The 3,480-nt window shown below is 62.6% G+C and carries 4 protein-coding genes; all 4 read left to right on the top strand.

Annotated features, from left to right (window positions below; genetic code table 11):
• Window positions 1-560, top strand: a 560-nt coding sequence (locus tag EN879_RS28500; protein ID WP_164774627.1) for a LysR family transcriptional regulator substrate-binding protein, incomplete at its 5' end; no start/stop codon positions are given.
• A gap of 176 nt (window positions 561-736) precedes the next feature.
• Window positions 737-1,216: a formate dehydrogenase subunit gamma gene (locus EN879_RS28495; protein ID WP_063169925.1), complete on the top strand. Its 480-nt coding sequence runs from the start codon at window positions 737-739 to the stop codon at window positions 1,214-1,216.
• A complete protein-coding gene (locus tag EN879_RS28490) occupies window positions 1,213-2,769 on the top strand; it encodes an NADH-quinone oxidoreductase subunit NuoF (RefSeq protein ID WP_013528012.1) in 1,557 nt (518 codons plus the stop codon). The genes EN879_RS28495 and EN879_RS28490 overlap by 4 nt, the downstream gene beginning before the upstream one ends.
• Before the next feature lie 10 nt (window positions 2,770-2,779).
• The coding region (locus EN879_RS28485; protein WP_127274400.1) for a 2Fe-2S iron-sulfur cluster-binding protein at window positions 2,780-3,480 on the top strand (701 nt) is incomplete at its 3' end.

Here is a 3,480-nt window from a genome sequence, read left to right as displayed (position 1 = left end):
CCTTTTCGGTGCTGTCGCGGACCTCAATCGAGGTGCTGTCGCTGCTCGGCAATTTCGACATCGATGCCGGCATCACCTATCTCGACAACGAGCCGCTGGGGCGGGTGACCAGCGTGCCGCTCTATGACGAGCGCTACCAACTGATCACCGCGATGGGAAATCCTTATTCCGACCGCGACAAAGTGACATGGGCGGAGCTCTCAAACCTGCCGCTGTGCCTGTTGACGCCGGACATGCAGAACCGCCGCATCATCGACCAGCATCTGGCCGAAGCCGGCGTGCAGGTGCGACCGACGCTGGAATCCAATTCGATGATCGTGCTGTTTTCGCACATCCGCACCGGCAAATGGTCGTCGATCATGCCGCTCAACCTTGCGGAAACATTCGGCTTTTCCGAACCGATCCGCGCCATTCCAATCATCGAACCTGACGCCAGCCACACGGTCGGCCTGGTGGCGACACCGCGCGAACCGCACACACCTTTGGTCTCGGCGCTGCTGGACGAGGCAATGGCGCTGGCGGACGATTTCCATGCCAACCGTTCCGCTAGACAGGGTTAGTCAAACGGAACGATAGAAAATTTCTATCGTACAACGAAACCGCTTTATTGATTTCAGAGGTTTTCTCTGATTTCTTAAGCACTTAGCGATAAAGCGGCACGCGCATGTCGTTGTTCCAAAACAGCTTGATGCTTTTGGCCGATATGCGTGGGTCGCTACGATAGGGAGGGCGCTGCATGACAATGCAGCCTGCAAGTACCGAGATTATGTCGCGCACGGCCGCGATCATCCAGGAGATGAAGGGGCTCGAAGGCCCTTTGCTGCCGATCCTCCACGGCATCCAGGAAGAGTTCGGCCATGTGCCCAAGGATGCGCTGCCGGTCATCGCCGAGGCGCTGAACATTTCCAGGGCCGAGGTGCACGGCGTCGTCAGCTTCTATCACGATTACCGAAGCCATCCGGCAGGCCGGCATGTGTTGAAGCTCTGCCAGGCGGAATCCTGCCAGTCCATGGGTTCGGATGCCATCGCCGCCAAGCTGCAGCAACTGCTGGGCATCGGCTTTCATGAAACGACCCGCGACGGTTCGGTGACGCTGGAGCCGGTCTACTGTCTCGGCCTGTGCGCCTGTTCGCCCGCCGCCATGCTCGATAGCGAGGTGATCGGACGGCTCGATGACGAGAAGCTCGACGAGATCGTTGCAGAGGTGCGCTCATGATCCCGCGTATCTACATTCCCGGCGATTCCGGTGCGCTGGCGCTTGGCGCCGAAAAGGTCGCCAAGGCGATCGCCGGCGAACTCGCCGAGCGCGGCATCGAGGCCAAGATCGTGCGCAATGGTTCGCGCGGCGCCTATTTCCTCGAACCGATGGTCGAAGTCGCTACAGCCAACGGCCGCATCGCCTACGGGCCGGTCAAACCGTCCGACGTCAAAAGCCTGTTCGACAGCGGCTTCCTTACCGGCGGCCATCATAAACGCTGGCTGGGCGCGCCGGACAAGATCCCCTTCCTGGCCAAGCAGACGCGGCTGACTTTCGCGCGCTGCGGCGTCACGGATCCGCTGTCGCTCGAATCCTACAAAAAACATGGCGGGTTGAATGGATTGATGAACGCGCTGGCGCTGACGCCTGCCGCCATCGTCGCAGAGGTGACCGAATCGGGCCTGCGCGGACGCGGCGGCGCCGGCTTCCCGACCGGCATCAAATGGAAGACGGTGCTCGATACAGCAGGCGACCGCAAATACATCGTCTGCAACGCCGATGAAGGCGACTCCGGCACTTTCGCCGACCGCATGATCATGGAGGGCGATCCCTTCGTGCTGATCGAAGGCATGACGATCGCCGGTATAGCCACGGGCGCGACCAAGGGCTTCGTCTATGTCCGCTCGGAATATCCGCATGCGGTGGCGGCGATGAACAAGGCCGTCGAGATCGCCCGCAAGGCCGGCGTTCTTGGCGCCAGCGTGCTGGGTTCCCCTCACGCGTTCGACATGGAGATCCGGGTCGGCGCCGGCGCCTATGTCTGCGGCGAAGAGACGGCGCTGCTCGATTCGCTCGAGGGCAAGCGCGGCATGGTGCGGGCAAAGCCGCCTCTGCCTGCGCATAAGGGGCTGTTCGGCAAGCCGACGGTGATCAACAACGTCATCAGCCTAGCCTCTGTGCCCGTCATCATGGACAAGGGTGCGGCCTTCTACAAGGATTTCGGCATGGGCCGCTCGCGCGGCACGATCCCGGTCCAGATCGCCGGCAATGTCAAATTTGCAGGGCTGTTCGAAGCCGCTTTCGGCATGACGCTTGGCGAGATCGTCGACGAGATCGGCGGCGGCACGGCCACCGGCCGGCCGGTCAAGGCAGTGCAGGTCGGCGGACCGCTCGGCGCCTATTTCCCGCGCGCGCTGTTCGACACGCCATTCGACTATGAAGCCTTCGCGGCCAAGGACGGGCTGATCGGCCATGCCGGTATCGTGGTGTTCGACGACACCGCCGACATGCTGAAACAGGCGCGCTTCGCCATGGAATTCTGCGCCATCGAAAGCTGCGGCAAGTGCACGCCCTGCCGCATCGGCTCGACGCGCGGTGTCGAGACCATCGACAAACTCGCCGCGGGCATCGAGCCGGAGAAGAACCTCGCTCTGGTCACCGACCTCTGCAACACGATGAAATTCGGCTCGCTCTGCGCGCTGGGCGGCTTCACGCCCTACCCTGTGATGAGCTCGATCACCCATTTCCCCGACGACTTCAAGCCCGCGCCCGTGCGCGTGGCTGCCGAATAGGAGCTGGCAGATGAACATCAAGGCCGACTTCCCATCCCTCGTCGAAGAGATTGACTACGGAACCCCGCAATCGAAGGCGCAGAAGCAGGTCACGCTGAACGTCGACGGGCGCAGCATCACCGTGCCGGAAGGCACCTCGATCATGCGTGCCGCGATGGAGGGCGGGGTCGAAATCCCGAAGCTCTGCGCCACCGACATGCTGGACTCCTTCGGTTCGTGCCGTGTCTGCCTTGTGGAGATCGAAGGACGCGGCGGCACGCCGGCATCCTGCACGACGCCTGTCGGCGAAGGCATGATCGTGCGCACGCAGACCGAGCGGCTCGATGCCATTCGCCGTGGCGTCATGGAGCTCTATGTCTCCGACCATCCGACCGGCTGGAACGAACAGGCCGGAACCGGCGCCAGCGAGTTCGACGCGGTGGCGAAGTCGATCGGCCTGACCGAGAACCGCTACGGCATCGAGGGCCGCAACCACGTCAAGCCGGAAGGTGGCGTGGCGCCCGGCCATGGCTCGCTGGCAGTCGATTACATCGCCCGCGACGAATCCAACCCCTATTTCACCTATGATGCCTCGCAATGCATCGTCTGCTCGCGCTGCGTGCGGGCGTGCGAAGAAGTGCAGGGCACGTTTGCGCTGACCATCGAGGGACGCGGCTTCGAATCCCGGGTTTCGGCCGGAATGCACGAGGCGTTCATCGATTCGGAATGCGT

The sequence above is a fragment of the Mesorhizobium sp. M7A.F.Ca.AU.002.02.1.1 genome (assembly GCF_003998535.1).
Classification (GTDB): Bacteria; Pseudomonadota; Alphaproteobacteria; order Rhizobiales; family Rhizobiaceae; genus Mesorhizobium; species Mesorhizobium ciceri.
Note: the sequence above shows the minus strand (reverse complement) of the source record. Positions and strands in the feature narration are given on the sequence as shown.

Coding starts and splice junctions, on each gene's coding strand:
- EN879_RS28495 (WP_063169925.1), top strand. CDS start 737: ATGACAATGCAGCCTGCAAGTACCGAGATTATGTCGCGCACGGCCGCG.
- EN879_RS28490 (WP_013528012.1), top strand. CDS start 1,213: ATGATCCCGCGTATCTACATTCCCGGCGATTCCGGTGCGCTGGCGCTT.